This is a genomic window from Streptomyces sp. NPDC049687, from assembly GCF_044465285.1.
Taxonomy (GTDB): Bacteria; Actinomycetota; Actinomycetes; order Streptomycetales; family Streptomycetaceae; genus Streptomyces.
Window position 1 is genome coordinate 238,771 of the sequence record NZ_JBITLN010000002.1, and the last position, 15,854, is coordinate 254,624.

At 71.7% G+C, this 15,854-nt stretch carries 15 protein-coding genes; 8 read left to right on the top strand and 7 right to left on the bottom strand.

All coding sequences use genetic code 11. From position 1 onward, the window contains the following. Positions 1-159 precede the first annotated feature (159 nt). Complete coding sequence (locus tag ACIBVL_RS06205; protein WP_399092633.1) at positions 160-636, top strand: nuclear transport factor 2 family protein; 477 nt, start codon at positions 160-162, stop codon at positions 634-636. Here ACIBVL_RS06205 and ACIBVL_RS06210 read toward each other — a convergent pair. Beyond that, a complete protein-coding gene (locus ACIBVL_RS06210; RefSeq protein ID WP_399092635.1) occupies positions 620-913 on the bottom strand; it encodes a putative quinol monooxygenase in 294 nt (97 codons plus the stop codon). The two genes, ACIBVL_RS06205 and ACIBVL_RS06210, sit on opposite strands and share 17 nt — an antisense overlap. A gap of 137 nt (positions 914-1,050) precedes the next feature. After that, positions 1,051-2,016: a carbohydrate kinase gene (locus ACIBVL_RS06215; RefSeq protein WP_399092638.1), complete on the bottom strand. Its 966-nt coding sequence runs from the start codon at positions 2,014-2,016 to the stop codon at positions 1,051-1,053. 236 nt (positions 2,017-2,252) lie between these two features. On the opposite strand from ACIBVL_RS06215, the gene ACIBVL_RS06220 reads away from it, so the two are divergent. The 7 genes from ACIBVL_RS06220 (at position 2,253) to ACIBVL_RS06250 (ending at position 8,517) form a co-directional block, all read left to right on the top strand. Next, on the top strand, positions 2,253-3,269 hold the full coding sequence (locus ACIBVL_RS06220; protein ID WP_399092641.1) for a sugar ABC transporter substrate-binding protein: 1,017 nt from the start codon (positions 2,253-2,255) through the stop codon (positions 3,267-3,269). A 95-nt stretch (positions 3,270-3,364) separates the two neighbouring features. Beyond that, a complete protein-coding gene (locus ACIBVL_RS06225; protein ID WP_399092644.1) occupies positions 3,365-4,378 on the top strand; it encodes an ABC transporter permease in 1,014 nt (337 codons plus the stop codon). Continuing rightward, positions 4,375-5,211, top strand: a complete 837-nt coding sequence (locus ACIBVL_RS06230; protein WP_399092647.1) for an ATP-binding cassette domain-containing protein — start codon at positions 4,375-4,377, stop codon at positions 5,209-5,211. Before ACIBVL_RS06225 ends, ACIBVL_RS06230 begins: the two co-directional genes overlap by 4 nt. A 74-nt stretch (positions 5,212-5,285) precedes the next feature. Next, complete coding sequence (locus ACIBVL_RS06235; protein ID WP_399092649.1) at positions 5,286-6,332, top strand: LacI family DNA-binding transcriptional regulator; 1,047 nt, start codon at positions 5,286-5,288, stop codon at positions 6,330-6,332. A gap of 465 nt (positions 6,333-6,797) precedes the next feature. Then, positions 6,798-7,499, top strand: a complete 702-nt coding sequence (locus tag ACIBVL_RS06240) for a nucleotidyltransferase family protein (protein WP_399092652.1) — start codon at positions 6,798-6,800, stop codon at positions 7,497-7,499. Further along, positions 7,499-7,771, top strand: coding sequence for a hypothetical protein (locus tag ACIBVL_RS06245; protein ID WP_399092655.1), 273 nt, complete (start codon positions 7,499-7,501; stop codon positions 7,769-7,771). The genes ACIBVL_RS06240 and ACIBVL_RS06245 overlap by 1 nt, the downstream gene beginning before the upstream one ends. Further along, positions 7,768-8,517: a metallophosphoesterase gene (locus ACIBVL_RS06250; protein WP_399092658.1), complete on the top strand. Its 750-nt coding sequence runs from the start codon at positions 7,768-7,770 to the stop codon at positions 8,515-8,517. Before ACIBVL_RS06245 ends, ACIBVL_RS06250 begins: the two co-directional genes overlap by 4 nt. Positions 8,518-8,586: 69 nt before the next feature. Here the strand turns inward: ACIBVL_RS06250 and ACIBVL_RS06255 are convergent, their stop codons facing one another. Genes ACIBVL_RS06255 through ACIBVL_RS06275 form a run of 5 tightly spaced genes read right to left on the bottom strand, consistent with a single transcriptional unit; the run spans position 8,587 to position 15,829 of the window. Then, positions 8,587-9,180, bottom strand: a complete 594-nt coding sequence (locus ACIBVL_RS06255; RefSeq protein ID WP_399092660.1) for a sarcosine oxidase subunit gamma — start codon at positions 9,178-9,180, stop codon at positions 8,587-8,589. Continuing rightward, on the bottom strand, positions 9,173-12,439 hold the full coding sequence (locus ACIBVL_RS06260; protein WP_399092663.1) for a sarcosine oxidase subunit alpha family protein: 3,267 nt from the start codon (positions 12,437-12,439) through the stop codon (positions 9,173-9,175). Before ACIBVL_RS06260 ends, ACIBVL_RS06255 begins: the two co-directional genes overlap by 8 nt. A gap of 11 nt (positions 12,440-12,450) precedes the next feature. Further along, a complete protein-coding gene (locus ACIBVL_RS06265) occupies positions 12,451-13,683 on the bottom strand; it encodes a sarcosine oxidase subunit beta family protein (RefSeq protein WP_399092666.1) in 1,233 nt (410 codons plus the stop codon). Continuing rightward, entirely contained in the window at positions 13,680-14,972 is a 1,293-nt protein-coding gene (gene glyA / locus ACIBVL_RS06270; protein WP_399092669.1) for a serine hydroxymethyltransferase, read from the bottom strand. The genes ACIBVL_RS06265 and glyA overlap by 4 nt, the downstream gene beginning before the upstream one ends. Further along, positions 14,969-15,829: a bifunctional methylenetetrahydrofolate dehydrogenase/methenyltetrahydrofolate cyclohydrolase gene (locus ACIBVL_RS06275; RefSeq protein WP_399092672.1), complete on the bottom strand. Its 861-nt coding sequence runs from the start codon at positions 15,827-15,829 to the stop codon at positions 14,969-14,971. Before ACIBVL_RS06275 ends, glyA begins: the two co-directional genes overlap by 4 nt. Between the last annotated feature and the right edge of the window lie 25 nt (positions 15,830-15,854).

Genomic DNA, 15,854 nt, shown 5'->3' on the forward strand with positions numbered 1-15,854 from the left:
TCAGACGGCCGTGACGCGCGCCACACTTCCAGTCACAGCCCTGTCACAGGCCCGTGCCGATCCCACCACCGGATTCGGCCTGCCCCCCCGGCGCAGCGACCGAACTCCTGCGAACAGCGCGGGGCGCGTCCGCCCGCACGCGCCGGGTAGGAAGGGGAGATGACCTCGCATGATCTTGACCCGATGGAGCGGCTCCTCGCCGAACGCGCCTGTGAGCGCGTGATCCTGGAACTCGTCCGCCGTCTCGACCTCGGCGAACCGAGCACGGTCTGCGACCTCTTCACCCCCGACGGCGTCTGGGAATGGCCGTACGGCCAAAGGCGCGTCGAGGGCCGGGAGGCGCTGCGCGCCTATTTCGGGTGCCGGCCCGCGGACCGTCTCTCCCGGCGTCTGTGTACCAACATCCTGGTCACCGTCGACTCGCCGGACACGGCCACGGCGACGACCTACTTCGCCACGTACCGAGTCGACGGTTACACCGGGGGGACGTTGGTGCCGCCCCGTCTGCCGGCGAACATCGGCCACTACCAGGACACCTTCCGCAGGATCGAGGGCACCTGGCTCATCGCGAACCGAACCCTCGTCCTCCCCTTCGGCGGACCCACGGAACGCCTGGGGGTCAGGTCAGCGGATTGAGGAAGGTCAGCACCGAGGCGTCCTCCTCGATCAGGGGGGTCAGCGCCGTGTTGAACGGGCCGCCGTACGGGGCCTTCAGGTGCGCCTGGAAGGCTTCCTCGTCCCGGTACACCTCGAAGATCCAGTAGGCACGCGGACTGGACGCCTTGGTGTAGACGTCGAAGGCGAGGTTGCCCTCTTCCTCGCGCACCTTCTTCGCGTACTCCAGAATCAGGCGGGCCACCTCGTCCTCCGCTCCCTCGCGGGCGGTGAACTCGGCGAGCAGGGTCTTGTTCACGGTGAGGACTCCTCCATGGCTGCGCACACGCATGTCATCGTTGACTTGTGTCATCGATGACATCGAGTGGGCCCGATCATGCGGGAAGTCGGCCGCCACGTCAACGGCCCGGGCTCCCCGTGCCGCTCGTCCGCCCCTCAGACGCCCTCGGCCTCGGCGGGCTGCTGCTCCAACTGGCTCCGCCACGGCGGGTTGGGACCGGCGACCGAGCAGGTAAGGGCCGCGACCCGGGCGGCGAACCGGCACGCTTCGGCGACGTCGTCGAGACGGACGTCCGTCAGCCGGCCGCCCAGCAGACCGCGGGCCGCGAGGTGGTGGAGCAGGCCGGCGGTGAAGGAGTCACCCGCCCCGACCGTGTCGACCACCCTCGTGGCCACCGCCGGCACCCGGACGCGGGCCCCGTCGAGCGAGGCGAGGGCGCCGTCGGCGCCGCACGTGATCACGACGAGCCGTGCCCCGGCCGCGTGCCAGATGTCGCAGGCCTGCTCGGGCGGGGTGCCCGGCAGGAGGAGTTCCAGGTCGTCCTCGCTCAGCCGGAGCACATCGGCGAGGGAGCACCAGTGCGCCAGCCGGGCGCGGTAGACCTCGGGACGCACCAGGAGCGGCCGGACGTTCGGGTCGACGCTGACGGTCGTGTGGGGGGCGGCCGCCGCCAGGAAGTCCTCCACGACCGCCGCGCCGGGTTCCCGGACGAGCGCCAGGGATCCGGTGTGCAGGCAGGCGGTCCCGGACAGGTCGACCTGGGCGAGTTCCTCCGCCGTCCACTGCCAGTCGGCCGTGTTCTGCGCGTGGAAGGAGAACGCGGCCTGCCCCTGGGCGTCCAGCTCCGCCACGGCCAGCGTGCTGGGCTCCGCGGCCGGGACGGCACTGGACAGGTCAACCCCCGACGCCTCCAGGTGGGTACGGAACAGGCGGCCGAACACATCGTCTGACAGGCGCGCGAGGAAGCGGGCCGGGGTGCCGAGACGCGCCAGGGAGACGGCCGTATTCGCAGGTCCGCCGCCGGGCAGTACGCGCAGGGCGAGTTCGTTCGACGCGCCGCCGGGTTCTACGAACGCATCCGCGACGCATTCCCCCAGGACGGTGATCTGACGCGGGCTCATGGGCAGCTCTTCTCTCGCGAACGTACGGGCGAACCGGACGCGTCGTGGCACAGCTGCCGGACAGCGAGCAGCGGGCGTTGCCGATTTGTGACGGGTACGGGGCATTGACGTTTCCGGAAGACGGAGTCCATCATCCTCGCCATGCAGTGTCAACGATGACATAAGTCAACGATGACAACTCAGGGACGGCATGCTTCGATGCCGACCGCGCCGCCGCAATCCCGCAGGAGTCGTTCATGTCTCGCACCGCTCGTCTGTCCTCCTCCCTCCTCAGAGTCGCCGCGGTCACGGGCGTCGCGGCCCTCACGCTGACGGCCTGCGGGTCGGGATCCGGATCGTCCTCCGCCGGCTCCGGATCGGGCGAGGTCAAGGTCGGTCTGATCACCAAGACCGACACCAACCCGTTCTTCGTGAAGATGAAGGAGGGCGCGGAGAAGGCCGCCAAGGAGAACGGCGCGCAGCTGGTCACGGCTGCGGGCAAGTTCGACGGCGACAACGCCGGTCAGGTCACCGCCATCGAGAACATGGTCGCCTCCGGGGTGAAGGGCATCCTGATCACCCCGAGCGACTCCAAGGCGATCGTGCCCGCGATCGCCAAGGCCAAGGCCAAGGGCGTGCTGGTCATCGCGCTGGACACCCCGACCGAGCCGGAGAGCGCGGTCGACGCCCTCTTCGCCACCGACAACCTCAAGGCCGGCCAGCTGATCGGCGAGTACGCCAAGGCCGCCATGACGGGCAAGACGGCGAAGATAGCCATGCTCGACCTGGCGCCGGGTGTCTCCGTGGGCGTCCAGCGGCACAACGGTTTCCTGAAGGGCTTCGGCGCCACCGACAAGGACGTGGCGTGCGCCCAGGACACCGGCGGCGACCAGGCCAAGGGCCAGACGGCGATGGAGAACTGCCTGCAGAAGAACCCCGGCATCAACGTCGTCTACACCATCAACGAACCGGCCGCCCTGGGCGCGTACACCGCGCTCAAGGCCAAGGGCCGGGAGAAGGACGTCCTGATCGTCTCCGTCGACGGCGGCTGCACCGGCACCCAGGCGGTCAAGGACGGCAAGATCGCCGCGACGTCGCAGCAGTACCCGCTGAAGATGGCCGCCGAGGGCGTCAAGGCCGTGGTGACGTACGCCAAGGACGGCAAGAAGGCCTCCGGTTACACCGACACCGGCGTCACGCTGATCACCGACAAGGCGCAGACCGGGGTCACCTCCAAGGACACCGCCTTCGGCCTGGAGAACTGCTGGGGCTGAGCCGCCCGCCCCAACCGTACGTCCGTCTCAGCGGGGCGGCCGGGCCCGGTTCTCCGCCCCGGGGACGGCCGCCCCCTCGTCTCCAAGGACTCCGTATGACAGCCACGACCACGCCCCCGAGCGCGTCCTCGCCCTATGCCGAGCTCAAAGCGCCGACCACGGCCCGCAGACTGCTCACGGCGCCGACCACCGGCCCGCTGGTCGCGCTCCTCCTGGCCTGCGCCTTCTTCTCCCTCTCGACCGACCAGTTCCTCACCGGCGGGAACTTCTCGCTGATCGTGCAGCAGGTCATGGTCGTCGGCACCCTCGCCATCGGACAGACCCTCATCATCCTCACCGCCGGCATCGACCTGTCGTGCGGTGCCGTGATGGCCTTCGGCAGCATCATGATCGCCAAAATGGCCGCCGAGGGCTCCCTGCCCCCGCTCCTCGCGATCGCCCTGGGCATCGCCGTCTGCGCCGGATTCGGGCTCCTCAACGGCCTGCTGGTGCAGAAGATCCCGCTGCCGCCGTTCATCGTCACCCTCGGCATGCTCAACGTGGCGTTCGCACTGACCCACATCTACTCCGAGGAACAGACGGTCACCAACCTGCCCGGCCCGCTGACCGCCCTCGGCGAGACCTTCCCGCTCGGCCACACCGACATCACCTATGGCTCCCTCGTCACCATCGCCCTGTTCCTCCTCCTCGCCTACGCGCTCAGCAGCACCGGCTGGGGCCGGCACGTCTACGCCCTGGGCAACAGCCAGGAAGCCGCGCGCCTCAACGGCATCCGCACCTCGCGGCTGACCATCGGCATCTACACCGTCGCCGGCCTGCTCTACGGCGTCGCCGCCCTGCTGCTCATCTCCCGCACCGGAGTCGGCGACCCCCAGGCCGGCCAGACCGACAACCTCGACAGCATCACCGCCGTGGTCCTCGGCGGCACCAGCCTCTTCGGCGGCCGCGGCTCGGTCCTGGGCACCTTCATCGGCGTCCTCATCGTCGGTGTCTTCCGCAACGGCCTGCAGCTGATGGGCGTCGCCTCCATCTACCAGACCCTGATCACCGGTGTCCTGGTGATCCTCGCGGTGACCGTCGACCAGATCTCCCGGAAGAAGGCCCGATGACCGCCACCACCTCCCCCACACCCGTGCTGCAGGCCCGCGGTCTGGTCAAGCGGTACGGCCATGTGACCGCCATCGACGGCGCCGACTTCGACCTGCTGCCCGGCGAGGTCCTCGCCGTCATCGGCGACAACGGCGCCGGCAAGACGAGCCTGATCAAGGCCCTCACCGGCGCGGTGGTCCCGGACGCGGGCGAGATCCGGCTCAATGGCGAGCCCATCACCTTCTCCGGCCCGCAGAGCGCCCGCGCCCACGGCATCGAGACGGTGTATCAGGACCTCGCCGTGGCCGCCTCCATGGACATCGCCTCGAACATGTTCCTCGGGCGTGAACTGCGCCGCCCCGGTGTGCTGGGCAGTGTCTTCCGGATGCTGGACAAGAAGCGCATGCGCCAGGAGGCCGCCGAGCACATGGCCGACCTGAAGATCGGACTGCGCTCGCTGACCCAGTCGGTCGAGACCCTCTCCGGCGGACAGCGGCAGGCCGTCGCGGTGGCCCGCTCCGTCGCCTGGGCCCGCTCCGTCGTCGTCATGGACGAACCCACCGCCGCCCTCGGTGTGAAGGAGTCCGGCCAGGTGCTGGACCTCATCCGCCGCGTCCGGGACAAGGGCATGCCGGTCGTCCTGATCAGCCACAACATGCCGCACGTCTTCGAGATCGCCGACCGGATCCACGTCCACCGCCTCGGCAGGCGCGCCGCCGTGATCAAGCCGTCGGACTACTCCATGGCGGAGGTCGTCGCCATCATGACCGGCGCGCTCACCGTCGACGCGGCCGGAGATACTGTCGTCGCGGACTCCGAGGCTGCGAAGGCCGCAGGCGTCCAGGCCAACTGACGTACGACTGAGCACTCACAGGTTCCGGCCGAGGCCGCGGCCGGAACCGACGAGCACAGGAGACCGTTTCCTCCATGGCAGCAAGCCGCCGCCCCACCCTGGCTGACGTCGCCCGCGAAGTGGGCGTCAGCGCCAAAACCGTCTCCCGCGTCCTCAACGAGGACGGACCCGCCTCGGCGCAGACCCGTGAACAGGTCCTCGCCGCAGTGGCCAAGCTCGGCTTCCAGCCGAACCTCATGGCCCGCAACATCCGCGTCGGCGGCCCGGACACCACGATCGGCCTGGTCATCCCCGACCTCGCCAACCCCTTCTTCGGAGCCGTGGCCCGCGCCATCGAGGACACCGTCAGCGACCGCGGACTGACCCTGCTCATGGGCTCCTCCGCCGACGCCCCCGACCGCGAACGTGCCCTCACGGACAAGTTCCTCGCCCGCCGCATCAGCATCCTGATCGTCGTGCCGTCCGTCGGCGCCGACCACTCCCACCTCAAGACCCACCGCGCCGCGGGCCTGCCCATCGTCTTCCTCGACCGGCCGGGAACGGGCCTGGCCACGGACATCGTCGTCAGCTCCAACCGCACGGGCGCGCACGACGGCGTCACCCACCTCATCGCCCAAGGACACCGGCGCATCGGCTTCATCGGCGACCTGCCCGTCAAGCTGTACACCCGCCGCGAGCGGCTGGCCGGCTACCGATCCGCGCTGCAGGAAGCCGACATCCCCCAGGACCGCTCCCTCGTCACCAACGCCCACGACCGGCGGGGGGCCGCGGGGGCGACCTCCCAGCTCCTGCGCCTGGCGGACCCGCCCACGGCCCTGTTCGCCGGCAACAACATTGTCGCGGAGGGGATCGTCTCCGAACTCGCCCGCAGCGGACGCAAGGACGTCGCCGTCGTCGCCTTCGACGACGTGGCACTCGCCGAGGCACTCGAACCGGCCCTGACCGTCGTCGCACAGGACCCGGAGGAACTCGGCAGGGCGGCGGCCACCGCCGCGCTGTCCCGCCTGGACGGCGACCGCAGCCGCGCCCGCACCATCACCGTCCCCACCCGTCTGATCGTCCGGGGCTCGGGAGAGAGGCCGGCAACGTCCTCCCGGCGTACGGCTGTCGGTTCGCAGTAGGCCGCGTCGGGTTCGCCCTGCGCGGCTGCCGGAGGAGGCCCCTGCCCCGCGGTGGCGGCTGCGGATTGCCCCAATCTCCCGGCTGCCAGGTGAGGGTGAGGAGCCGCTCGCCGCCGAGGTGGTCCTCCCGGGTGCGGCCCTCGGCCGGGGCGCTCCGGGCGGGTGCTCCGGTGGACGTGCTGCAGGCGGCCAACCCGCCGGGCAGGCCCGCCGCCGCGCAGGTGTCGCTGATCGCGACGTCAGTCCCGGCCCGAGGCTGACGCTGTCGTCCGCGATCGGCTTCTCCCGGACCTTGACGCCCTTGTCGGCCCTGTGGGTGACAGGTCCATGCTCGCATGGTGATCATTACGGCGGCGCGAGGGGCCCCGGCCCGGGTCGTGTGGGGAGGAGGCGGCCGGGTACTCGGGGTGCGCTCTGTCGTCATGGATCCGGGACCGGGCTCCACGGGTGGGAGGAGAGGCCGTCATGCCGCAGCACGCCGACGACCAGGCTCTCGATCAGCAGGCGGGCGTCGCCGAGCTGCGCCTGGCGACGGGCGATCGTGGGTCCGGGCCGCCGCACGAGGGGGTCGCGGAGGGGCTGCCCGTCGACCGCAACCAGGCGATCCTGGAGGCTGCCAAACAGGTCGGCTCGATTCTGAAGCGGGAGGGGCATGCCTTCGCCCTCGCGGGCAGTGTCGCCGTGTACGCCCACGGCGGGAGCGAGAACCTCCAGCACGACGTGGACTTCTGCTTCCGGCCCGAGGACGCCCAGGCCGTCGCCGACAGCCTGCGCGCGGCCGGGCTGTCGGTGTACACGCCGCCGGAGGACTGGCTGCTGAAGACCGACTGCTTCGGCCAGCAGGTCGACCTGATCTTCCAGCTGGCGCATCAGCCCGTCACGACGGAACTGCTGGAGCGGGCCCGGCCGCTGCCGGTCGACTCGGTCTTCATGCCCGTCCTGTCGCCGACCGATCTCGTGCACAGCCTGGTGGCCGCGTTCTCGGAGCACCACTGCGACTTCGGGGCGGTCCTGCCCATCGCCCGCACGCTGCGGGAGAAGGTCGACTGGGATGCCCTGCGCAGGGCCTGCGGGAGCGATCCGATGCCCGATGCGTTCTTCTACTTCCTGGAGAGGCTGGACGTGATTCCCCCCGGGCCGTCGCACAAGCCGGAGGAGGCGCCGTGATGAGCGAGGGCGTCGGCGCGGAGAACGCCGAGAACGCCGAATACCGGGTCGCCCGGCTGCGCGACCGGCTGGCCGCGGGGGAACTCGGCGAGCTGGGTGTACGGGCCGAGGTGCGGGCCGGGTCGGTCGTGGTGACCGGCACGGTGCCCTCGACCGGCTGCCGGGAGGTCGTGCTGCGGACCGTCCGCGAGGAGCTGGCCGGGCTGGCCGTGCACACCGATGTGGTGGTGGCGGAGACCGCCTCGCCCGATCATGCGGAGGACCTGCCGTGATCCGTGTCGCCGCAGTGGGGGACATCCACATGGGGCCCGACAGCCGGGGTCTGCTGCGGCCCGCCTTCGAGACCCTGCCCGAATGCGCCGACCTCCTGCTCCTGGCGGGCGATCTCACCCGGCACGGCACACCGGAGGAGGCCCGAGTGGTCGCCGACGAGGTGCGGGGGCTGCCGGTGCCGGTCGTGGCGGTGCTGGGCAACCACGACCACCACGACGAGCAGCCGGAGAAGGTCACGGCCATCCTCCGGGAGGCGGACGTCACCGTCCTGGAGGGCGAGGGGACCGTCGTGGAGTGCGGCGGGACGCGCGTCGGCGTCGCCGGCACCAAAGGCTTCGGCGGCGGGTTCGTCGGCCGCAGCGCCGGGGAGTTCGGCGAGCCGCTGATGAAGGAGTTCGTCCGTTACACGCGGCGCTGCGCGGACGGGCTGCGCGCCGCGCTGGAGGCGCTGGGGGGAGAGGGCTGCGACCTGCGGATCGCCCTCACCCACTTCTCCCCCGTCGCCGACACCCTCGCCGGTGAGCCCCCGGAGATCCATCCGTTCCTCGGGAGCTATCTGCTGGCCGAGGCGATCGACACCGCCGGCGCCGACCTGTCCGTGCACGGTCACGCCCACATGGGGACGGAGCACGGGATGACGGCCGGTGGCGTACGGGTGCGGAACGTGGCGCAGCCGGTGATCCGGCGGGCGTTCAGCGTGTACCGGCTGCATCCGGCCGACGAGGCACAGGCGTACAGGGGCTGACTCCCGCCTGCTTCGGTGCGGAGGGCGGGCCGAGTTCGCCGCTCGGCCCGCCCTCCGCCGTCACCTGTGTCAGAGGTACTCGGTCGCCGCGTCCAGCAGCCAGTCCGTCAGATAGCCGGCGAAGGAGGAGCGGACCAGGACCCAGAACCCGGTGTCCGGTGCGTCGCGGGCGATCAGGACGATCTGGGTGCGGCCGAGGGTGGTCTGGGCGCAGCGTCCGGGGCCGAAGGCACGCGGGTGCAGGTCCAGGGGGCAGCCGTGGGCCAGGAGGTCGCGGGCGCGCGGGCCCGCGACGAGGAGGGTGGTGCGCTGGGCCGAGACGTCGGTGACGGACAGGTGCTCGTCTCCGGCGGCCTCCCGGATGCGTCCCTCCAGGTCCCGCTGACTGCCGGGCGGCCCCACCAGCAGCCATTCGTCCGGGCCGAGCCACAGCGCGGTCAGCCCGGCGCCGCGTACGACGGTGTCCGGTTCGAGGGGCAGTTGGAGGCCCAGCGCGACCCCCACGGCGTCCGCTGCCGCTCCCTTGGCGTCGAGGCGGACGTCGATCTGGGTGAGGAAGGGCAGTTCCGCCAGCCGCACCGCGCCACCGGAGGCACGGGTGGCGGCGGCCAGACGGGCGGCGCTCTGTGACAAGGGGCTACGAAGCAGGGCGGTGTCAGCCATCGCGGCGGGCTCCCTCGGGGTCGAAGAGGACGGGGCCGGCGACGGTCACCGGGACCAGCCGGTCGCCGACCGGGGCGTACAGCCGTTCGCCGATGCGGTCCCGGCCGCCCTTGATCAGGGCGAGGGCGAAGGTCCGGCCGAGGGCGGCGCTGCGGTAGCTGGAGGTGACGTGGCCGAGCATCGGAACGGGCGGGGCGGGCAGCACGCCGTCGGCCACCAGGTGGGTCCCCTCGGGGAGGAAGGTGCCGGGGTCCTCGGGCAGCAGGCCGACCAGGTGCTTGCGGTCGGGGCGGACCGTGTCGGCGCGGGCGAAGGAGCGCTTGCCGATGAAGTCGGGCTTCTTCTTCGACACCGCCCAGCCCATACCGAGGTCCTGGGGGGTGACCGTGCCGTCGGTGTCCTGCCCGATGATCGGGTAGCCCTTCTCGGCGCGCAGGACGTGCATCGTCTCGGTGCCGTAGGGGGTGATGCCGTAGGCGGCGCCGGCTTCGTGGAGGGCCTCCCAGAGGGCGAGGGCCTCCCACGGCGACACGTTGATCTCGTAGGCCAGTTCACCGGAGAAGCTGATCCGGCAGACCCGGGCCTCGATGCCCGCGACGGTCGTCTCGCGCCAGGCCATGAACGGGAAGTCCTCGTTGGCGACGGCCAGGTGCGGGGCGAGCGCGCCCAGGACCTCGCGGGAGCGCGGGCCCACCAGGGCGACCGTGGCCCACTGCTCGGTGACGGAGGTGCAGTGCACGCGCAGGTCGGGCCATTCCGTCTGGAGCCACTCCTCCATCCAGTCCAGTACGGCGGCCGCGTTGCCGGTGGTCGTGGTGACCAGGAAGCGGTCCTGGGCGAGGCGGATGACGGTGCCGTCGTCGAAGATCATGCCGTCCGGCCGGCACATGACGCCGTAGCGGATCATGCCGACCTTCAGGGTGCTCATCATGTTGGTGTAGAGCAGGTCGAGGAAGGCGGCGGCGTCCGGGCCCTGGACGTCGATCTTGCCGAGGGTGGAGGCGTCCATGAAGGCGACGCTCTCGCGGGCGGCGGTGCACTCGCGCAGCACGGCCGCCTCCATGTCCTCGCCGTCCTGCGGGTAGTACCAGGGGCGCTTCCACTGGCCGACGTTCTCGAAGAGGGCGCCGTGCGCGACGTGCCACTCGTGCAGGGCGGTCGTGCGAATCGGGTCGTGCAGGGCGCCCCGGTCGCGGCCCGCGAGGGTGGCGAAGGAGACGGGGGTGTAGGGCGGCCGGAAGGTGGTCGTACCGAGGGCGGAGATGTCCACGCCGAGGAGCTCGGCGACCACGCCGCCGGCCAGTACTCCGGAGGTCTTGCCCTGGTCGTTGGCGGTGCCGGCCGTGGTGTAGCGCTTGGTGTGTTCCACCGAGCGCATACCGGCGCCGGTCGCGCGGGCCAGGTCGTCGACGGTGACGTCGCGCTGGAGGTCGACGAAGCGGGGGGCGCCCTCCCGGCCGGGGACCGTGAACACCTGCATGGGCGGGGTCTGCGGGAGTGGGGCCGGGTCCGGGAGGCGGGGTGTCTCGACGGTGTAGCCCTCGGCTGTGAGCGCGCGGGCGGCCGCCGCCGCGCCCTGGGCGAGGGCGGTGGACAGGTCGAACACGCCGTTCGCGGCGCCCGCGACCTCGACGGCCTGGCGGCAGGTGTCGGGGACGAAGCTGCCGAGCGTGTCGTCGTAGCGGAGCTTGCCGCCCGCCTGGCTGAAGAGGTGCGCCACCGGGTTCCAGCCGCCGGAGACCAGCAGGAGGTCGGCGGCGAACTCCCGTTGTCCGGTGCTCTCTCCGTACGGCGCCACGGTCACGGTGGTGAGACGCGGGTCGCCTTCCGTGCCGGTGACGGCGTGGCCGGTCAGCACCTCGACACCGGCGTCGCGGGCCCGCTGCGCCCACTCCCCCGCGTCGGCGCGGGTGTCGACGATCGCCGTCACCTGCGCACCGGCCGTGTGCAGGTCCAGCGCTGCCGCGTAGGCGCTGTCGTTGGTGGTGAACACGACCGCCCGACGGCCGGGCAGGACGCCGTGGCGGTTGACGTAGGCGCGGGCGGAGGTGGCCAGCATGATGCCGGGCCGGTCGTTGTCGGCGAAGGCGAGCGAGCGCTCGTGGGCGCCGGTGGCGAGGACGACGCGGCGGGCGCGGATGCGCCAGACGCGCTCGCGGGAGACGTTCTCGGGGGCCTCGGCGCCGAGGTGGTTGGTGCGGCGTTCGACGGCGAGGAGGTGGTTGTCGTCGTAGTGGCCGAAGACGGTGGTGCGGCGCAGCACGCGGACCTCGGGGGCGTTCTCGAGCTGCCGGGTGACCTCCTCCACCCAGTCGAGGTGCTCACCCGTGCCGAGCAGGCTGCCGCCGGGTTCCGGCTGGTCGTCGGCGAGGACGACACGGGCGCCGGTGCGGGCGGCCGCCGCCGCTGCCGCGAGGCCGGCCGGGCCCGCGCCGACGATCAGCAGGTCGCAGTGGGCGTGTACGGCGTCGTAGCGGGCGGGGTCCGGTTCGGTGGCGAGGCGGCCCTGGCCGGGGAGGCTGGTGGCGACCAGGCCGTCGTACAGCTCGACGGTTGTCGCGGGCAGCATCGGCTCGGGGAAGGGTTCCTCGATCTGGATGACCGCGTTGGGTTCTTCGACGCCGGCGGAGAAGATGCCGCGGGGGCGGCCCAGCTTGATGCTGGTGCCGGCCTGGATGACGCCGTTGGCCAGGAGGGCGGAGGCGAGGGTGTCACCTCGGTAGCCCTGGTATGCGGTGCCGTCGAAGGTGAAGGTGAGGGGGGTGTCGCGGTGGATTCGGCCGCGGGTGGGGTGCCGGAGCGGACTGCCCGCGGCGGAGCCGCTGACGGCTGCGGCGCCCCCGCCGCCCCTGCCCGTCCCGTCCTCCAGGGGCGCCGCCCCTTCGCCCCCGCTCCCCGGGGGCTCCGCCCCTTGGCCCCCCGTCGGCCCCGAAAGGGCCTCGTCCCCGAATGCCGGACGGGCTGCTGGGACCGGCCTCGGCTCGATGGTGGCCGGACGAGGCTCGCCCGCCCGGTACACCGTCAGAATCTCGTTGGTCGCCGTGTCCCGAACCGCGTTGAACCAGCGGCGGCAGCCCGCCGCGTGGCTCCAGCGTTCGGCGAAGGGGCCCTTGGTGTTGTCGCGGAAGAAGAGGTAGCGGGCCCACTCCTCGTCGGTGAGGGAGGCCGGGTTCTCCGGATACGGGACGTGGGCCTGGCCGCCGTAGTGGAACTCGGCCTCGTCGCGGGGCCCGCACCACGGGCAGGGGATGAGCAGCATGGTTCGGCTCCCTAGTGGGCCACCGCGGCCGCGCCGTGCTCGTCGACGAGCGCGCCGGTGGTGAAACGGTCGAGCGAGAAGGGGGCGTTGAGGGGGTGGGGGGTGTCGTGGGCGATGGTGTGGGCGTAGACCCAGCCGACGCCCGGGGTGGCCTTGAAACCGCCCGTTCCCCAGCCGCAGTTGAGGTAGAGGTTGTCCACCGGGGTGAGGCCGATGATCGGCGAGGCGTCGGGGCTGACGTCGACGATGCCGCCCCAGGTGCGCAGGACATGCGCCCGCGCGAAGACCGGGAAGAGCTCCAGGGCCGCCGACATCTGTTCCTCGATGATGTGGAAGGCGCCGCGCTGGGTGTACGAGTTGTACGCGTCGATGCCCGCGCCCATCACCAGCTCGCCCTTGTGTGCCTGGCTGACGTACACATGGACCGCGTTGGACATGACGACCGTGGGATGGACCGGCTCCAGGAGCTCCGAGACCAGGGCCTGCAACGGGTGGCTCTGGAGCGGGAGTTCGATGCCCGCCATGGCGGCGAGGACCGAGGTGTGGCCGGCCGAGCACAGCGCCACCTTGCCCGCCGCGATGGGGCCGAGCGTGGTCTGGACCCCCACGACCCGGCCGCCCACCACGTCCAGGCCCGTGACCTCGCAGTTCTGGATGATGTCGATGCCTGCCGCGTCCGCCGAGCGGGCCAGGCCCCAGGCCACGTGATCGTGCTTGGCTATGCCGGCACGGGGCTGGTAGGTGCCGCCCAGGACCGGATAGCGCACGTCCGGGGAGATGTTGACGATCGGGCAGACCTCCCGCACACCCTCCGCGTCGAGCCACTCCGCGTCCACGCCGTTCAGGCGGTTCGCCTCGACCCGGCGGACGCTGTCGCGGACGTCCTGGAGGCTGTGGGCCAGGTTCAGGACGCCGCGCTGGGAGAAGAGGATCGGGTAGTCGAGTTCCTCCGCCAGGCCCTCCCAGAGCTTGAGCGCGTGCTCGTAGATGCCGGCGCTCTCGTCCCACAGGTAGTTGGAGCGGATGATCGTGGTGTTGCGGGCCATGTTGCCGCCCGCCAGCCAGCCCTTCTCCAGCACGGCGACGTCGGTGATGCCGTGGTTCTTCGCCAGGTAGTGGGCGGTGGCCAGGCCGTGGCCGCCGCCGCCCACCACGATCACGTCGTACGAGCGCTTCGGCTCGGGGGTGCGCCACAGCCAGTCGGGGTGTTCGGGGAGCTCGGCGCCGGGGGTGCGGGGGCTCATCGGGCGTCTCCCTGATCAGAGGATTCGGACAAGTGCGGGTACAGCGGGTGCTTGGCCGCCAGCGCCTCCGTGCGGGCGCGCAGCGCGGCGATGTCCGGCTCGGGCTGGAGGGCCAGCGCGATCACGTCGGCCACCTCGGTGAAGTCCTCTTCCGCGAAGCCGCGGGTGGCCAGGGCCGGGGTGCCGATGCGCAGGCCCGAGGTGACCATGGGCGGGCGGGGGTCGAAGGGGACGGCGTTGCGGTTGACGGTGATGCCGATGGTGTGGAGCAGGTCCTCCGCCTGCCTGCCGTCCAGCTCCGAGTCACGCAGGTCGACCAGGACGAGGTGGACGTCCGTGCCGCCGGTCAGCACCTTCACCCCGGCGGCGGCCGCGTCCGGCCGCGTGAGGCGCTCGGCCAGGAGGCGGGCGCCGGCCAGCGTGCGGGCCTGCCGCTCGGCGAACTCCGGGGACGCGGCGACCTTGAAGGAGACCGCCTTCGCCGCGATGACATGCTCCAACGGCCCGCCCTGCATGCCCGGGAACACCGCCGAGTTGATCTTCTTGGCGAGGTCGGGCTCGTTGGTGAGGACGACTCCGCCGCGCGGGCCGCCGAGGGTCTTGTGGGTGGTCGTGGTGGTGACGTGGGCGTGCGGGACGGGGCTCGGGTGCAGTCCGGCGGCCACCAGGCCCGCGAAGTGCGCCATGTCGACCATCAGCAGGGCGCCCACCTCGTCGGCGATCCGGCGGAAGGCCGCGAAGTCCAGCTGCCTCGAATACGCCGACCAGCCCGCGATGATCATCTTGGGGCGGTGTTCCTTGGCGAGCCGCTCGACCTCGTCCATGTCCACGAGGTGGTCCGCCTCGCCGACGTGGTAGGGAACGACGTTGAGCATCTTGCCGCTGTAGTTGATGCGCATGCCGTGGGTGAGGTGCCCGCCGTGTGCGAGGTCGAGACCGAGGATGGTGTCGCCGGGCTGCAACAGGGCGAAGAAGACGGCCGTGTTGGCCTGGGCGCCCGAGTGCGGCTGGACGTTGGCGTAACCGGCCCCGAAGAGGGACTTGACGCGCTCGATGGCCAACCGCTCGGTGACGTCGACGTGTTCGCAGCCGCCGTAGTAGCGGCGGCCGGGGTAGCCCTCGGCGTACTTGTTGGTCGCGACCGAGCCCTGGGCCTCCATCACGGCGGTGGGCGCGAAGTTCTCGGAGGCGATCATCTCGAGGGTGGACTGCTGGCGGTGCAGCTCGGCGGCGAGGGCGGCGTGGACCTCGGGGTCCAGTTCCGCCAGGGGGGTGTTCAGCGCGTTCATACGGCGTTCGCGTTCCTCTCGGCGGCCTCGACGACGTTGGCGAGCAGCATGGCTCGGGTCATGGGGCCCACGCCCCCGGGCATCGGCGCGAGCCATCCGGCGACCGTGGCGGCCTCCGGGTGGACGTCGCCGACCAGGCCCTGCTCGGTGCGGGTGATGCCGACGTCCAGGACGGCGACGCCGGAGCGCAGCATGTCCTTGGTGATCAGTCCGGGCGAGCCGGCCGCCGCGACGACGATGTCGGCCTCGCGGACGTGCCGGGCCAGGCCCTTGGTTGCGGTGTGGCAGAGGGTGACGGTGGCGTTCTCGGAGCGGCGGGTGAGCAGCAGCCCGATGGGCCTTCCGACCGTGATGCCCCGGCCGATCACGCACACCCGCGCTCCGGCGAGCGGGACGTCGTGGCGGCGGAGGAGTTCGACGATGCCGTGCGGGGTGCACGGCAGCGGGGCGTCGATGCCCAGCACCAGTCGGCCGAGGTTGACGGGGTGCAGGCCGTCGGCGTCCTTGGCGGGGTCCATACGTTCCAGTACGGCGTTCGCGTCCAGGTGGGCCGGCAGCGGGAGCTGGACGATGTACCCGGTGCAGGCCGGGTCGGCGTTGAGCTCGTCGATGACGTCCTCGACCTGTTGCTGGGTGGCGTCGGCGGGCAGTTCGCGGCGGAGGGAGGCGATGCCGGCCTGTGCGCAGTCCCGGTGCTTGCCGGCGACGTAGGCACGGCTGCCGGGGTCGTCGCCGACCAGGACCGTGCCGAGCCCGGGCGGGTGGCCGCCGGTGGCCGTCAACTTGGCGACGCGCTCGGCGAGTTCGCGACGGATGTCGCCGGCGGTCGCCTTACCGTCAAGTATCTGTGCAGTCACCGACGGCACTCCTTCCAAGAGCCTT

What these genes read in the sequence shown, in the direction of transcription:
- ACIBVL_RS06205 (WP_399092633.1), top strand. Translation starts at nt 160, where the DNA reads ATGACCTCGCATGATCTTGACCCGATGGAGCGGCTCCTCGCCGAACGC.
- ACIBVL_RS06215 (WP_399092638.1), bottom strand. Translation starts at nt 2,016, where the DNA reads ATGAGCCCGCGTCAGATCACCGTCCTGGGGGAATGCGTCGCGGATGCG.
- ACIBVL_RS06220 (WP_399092641.1), top strand. Translation starts at nt 2,253, where the DNA reads ATGTCTCGCACCGCTCGTCTGTCCTCCTCCCTCCTCAGAGTCGCCGCG.
- ACIBVL_RS06225 (WP_399092644.1), top strand. Translation starts at nt 3,365, where the DNA reads ATGACAGCCACGACCACGCCCCCGAGCGCGTCCTCGCCCTATGCCGAG.
- ACIBVL_RS06230 (WP_399092647.1), top strand. Translation starts at nt 4,375, where the DNA reads ATGACCGCCACCACCTCCCCCACACCCGTGCTGCAGGCCCGCGGTCTG.
- ACIBVL_RS06235 (WP_399092649.1), top strand. Translation starts at nt 5,286, where the DNA reads ATGGCAGCAAGCCGCCGCCCCACCCTGGCTGACGTCGCCCGCGAAGTG.
- ACIBVL_RS06240 (WP_399092652.1), top strand. Translation starts at nt 6,798, where the DNA reads ATGCCGCAGCACGCCGACGACCAGGCTCTCGATCAGCAGGCGGGCGTC.
- ACIBVL_RS06245 (WP_399092655.1), top strand. Translation starts at nt 7,499, where the DNA reads ATGAGCGAGGGCGTCGGCGCGGAGAACGCCGAGAACGCCGAATACCGG.
- ACIBVL_RS06255 (WP_399092660.1), bottom strand. Translation starts at nt 9,180, where the DNA reads ATGGCTGACACCGCCCTGCTTCGTAGCCCCTTGTCACAGAGCGCCGCC.
- ACIBVL_RS06260 (WP_399092663.1), bottom strand. Translation starts at nt 12,439, where the DNA reads ATGCTGCTCATCCCCTGCCCGTGGTGCGGGCCCCGCGACGAGGCCGAG.
- ACIBVL_RS06265 (WP_399092666.1), bottom strand. Translation starts at nt 13,683, where the DNA reads ATGAGCCCCCGCACCCCCGGCGCCGAGCTCCCCGAACACCCCGACTGG.
- glyA (WP_399092669.1), bottom strand. Translation starts at nt 14,972, where the DNA reads ATGAACGCGCTGAACACCCCCCTGGCGGAACTGGACCCCGAGGTCCAC.